Source organism: Clostridia bacterium, assembly GCA_019683875.1.
GTDB lineage: Bacteria > Bacillota > Sulfobacillia > RBS10-35 > Bu92 > Bu92.
In genome coordinates this window covers 1-2,089 of the sequence record JADGHN010000198.1, presented here as the reverse complement: position 1 = coordinate 2,089, position 2,089 = coordinate 1, and the positions used below count along the sequence as shown (strand labels likewise).

The 2,089-nt window shown below is 72.0% G+C and carries 3 protein-coding genes; all 3 read right to left on the bottom strand.

Annotated features, from left to right (window positions below; translation table 11 throughout):
• Positions 1-206: 206 nt before the first annotated feature.
• Genes IRZ18_09870 through rsmD form a run of 3 tightly spaced genes read right to left on the bottom strand, consistent with a single transcriptional unit; the run spans position 207 to position 1,838 of the window.
• Positions 207-737, bottom strand: a complete 531-nt coding sequence (locus IRZ18_09870) for an ATPase (GenBank protein ID MBX5477412.1) — start codon at positions 735-737, stop codon at positions 207-209.
• A 13-nt stretch (positions 738-750) separates the two neighbouring features.
• Positions 751-1,230 (bottom strand): pantetheine-phosphate adenylyltransferase, encoded by a 480-nt coding sequence (coaD, locus tag IRZ18_09865; GenBank protein ID MBX5477411.1) that lies wholly within the window; start codon positions 1,228-1,230, stop codon positions 751-753.
• A 38-nt stretch (positions 1,231-1,268) separates the two neighbouring features.
• Entirely contained in the window at positions 1,269-1,838 is a 570-nt protein-coding gene (rsmD, locus tag IRZ18_09860) for a 16S rRNA (guanine(966)-N(2))-methyltransferase RsmD (GenBank protein MBX5477410.1), read from the bottom strand.
• Between the last annotated feature and the right edge of the window lie 251 nt (positions 1,839-2,089).

Sequence of the window (2,089 nt, the reverse complement as noted above, 5' to 3'; positions counted from 1 at the left end):
GCCTGCCACGGCCGCGCCTCTACCCCGGGTCCTGGAGCGACTGGATCTCCTACCCGGACGCACCCGTGGCTCGTGGGGACGAGCCGTCGCACCCGGCGGAGCGCCCCTAGGCGGGGCGTGCGACGGTGTGCGACGGAGCACCAACTCTCCCGAGGTCGTGACGGGCTGTCCCCGCGGCTGGACGTGCTCACGGAACGAGGCGAGCGCTACTTGCTCCGCGCCGCCGGCCCTGCGCCGTGAGCCCTCGCCTGGACGGGCGCGGCGGCCGGCTTGGCCTCGGCGCCCTTCGCCGGGGAGCCTTCAAGCTGCGCCCGACCCTCCCGCACGACCTGCAGCGCCTTTTGCAGGTTCGCCTCGACCTTCGCGAGGACGTCGTCGGCGTACTGGCGAGCGGCCTCCCGCATCTCCCGCGCGACGGCGCGGGCCTCCCCCTGGATGCGCGCCGCCTCTTCCTGCGCGCGCTGCGCGATGCTCGACTCCTTCACCAGCTGGTCCGCGTACGCGCGCGCCTCGCGCACGATCTGATCCGCCTCCTCGCGCGCCTGGGCGAGGATGCGGTCGCGTTCCCGCGCGACGCGCTCCGCCTGCTGGACGGAGGAAGGGATGTTGCGGCGCAGTTCCTCAAGCAGGCTGAGGATGCGGTCCTCGTCGAGGATCAGGCGGTTGGTCAGGGGGACGTGGCCGGCATCGGCGACGAGCGCCTCAAGCCGGTCCACCAGCGCAATCAAAGGATCCAATGCGTTGCCTCCTCTAACGGGCGAACTTCCGTTTCAGCGCGCCCTCCACATGCGGCGGCACGAAGGCCCCGACGTCCCCGCCGTGGCTGGCCACTTCCTTGACCAGGCTGCTGCTGATGAATGAGAACTCCGGCCGCGCCGCGAGGAACACCGTCTCCACGTCCGGGGCGAGGCGGCCGTTCATGTGCGCCATGGGCGCCTCATAATCGAAGTCCGCGCCGGAACGCAGGCCCTTCACCACCGCGCGCACGTCGTTCCGCAACGCGTAGCGCGCCAGCAGCCCGTCGCCGGTGTCGACCGCGACGTTGGGCCATTCCGCCACCGCCTGGCGGACGAGCTCCACCCGCTCCTCCACCGTGAACAGGGGCTGCTTGCCGGGGTTGTGGAAGACGGCCACGATCACGCGGTCGAACAGGCGCGCCGCCCTTCCGATGACGTCCAGGTGCCCGTAGGTGATCGGGTCGAAGCTGCCGGGACACACGGCGGTGCGCATGACGCCACTCCTCACGTTCGGCGGTCCGGGCGCGACCTTCAGTTCCCCGCCTGCGCCGCAATTCCTGCCGCCCGGTACAGGCAGACCGCGGTGTCGCCGTACTCGCGGCGCCGCCACAGCGCCAGCCGCTCCCCGCCCTCCGGAGCCGTCCCGCGACGGGCGAGCTCCGCGACCACGAGAGCGCCCTCGCTCACCACGCCTGGGAGGAACGGCCAGCAGCGCTCCAGCTCTCCTGACGCGTAGGGGGGGTCGAGGAAGATCAGGTCGAAGCGCTCTCCGTCTTCGGCCAGCCTCTGCAGGGCGCGCACGGCGTCGTCGCGCAGCACTCGCGCGCGTTCCGCGAAGCCGCACCGTTCAAGGTTCAGGCGGATGCAGCGCTGCGCGGCCGCGCCCCGTTCCACGAACACCGCCTCGCGCGCTCCCCGGCTCAACGCCTCGATGCCGAGCGCGCCGCTGCCCGCGTACAGGTCGAGGACGCGCGAGCCGGAGACTTCGTCGTGCAGCATCGAGAACAGCGCCTCGCGGACGCGATCGGACGTCGGCCGCGTGGTGCGCCCCGGCGGCGCCACGAGCGGCCGGCCGCGGGCTTCTCCCGCGATGACGCGCAAGGTTCGCGCCTCCGTTCTGCGTTCCAGGATACACCGTTGGAGGATACACCTGCGGCGAAACGGCCACGCTAACCGCGCAACCGCGGGCGGCGACGCGGGAACCCGGCACATGTCGCGCAACGCGGAAACGGGGGATTCGGATTGTTCGACTTGCGGCCGTCGATCGGCGAACTGCGCACCGATCTCGCGCTCGAGGCGACGCAGCACGCGCAGCAGGGGCTCGGCCAGCTGCCCGGCGTGCGCGTGGAGGA

Bases quoted from the DNA above. Each gene is read 5' to 3' on its own strand.
- coaD (MBX5477411.1), bottom strand. From the start codon at position 1,230: ATGCGCACCGCCGTGTGTCCCGGCAGCTTCGACCCGATCACCTACGGG.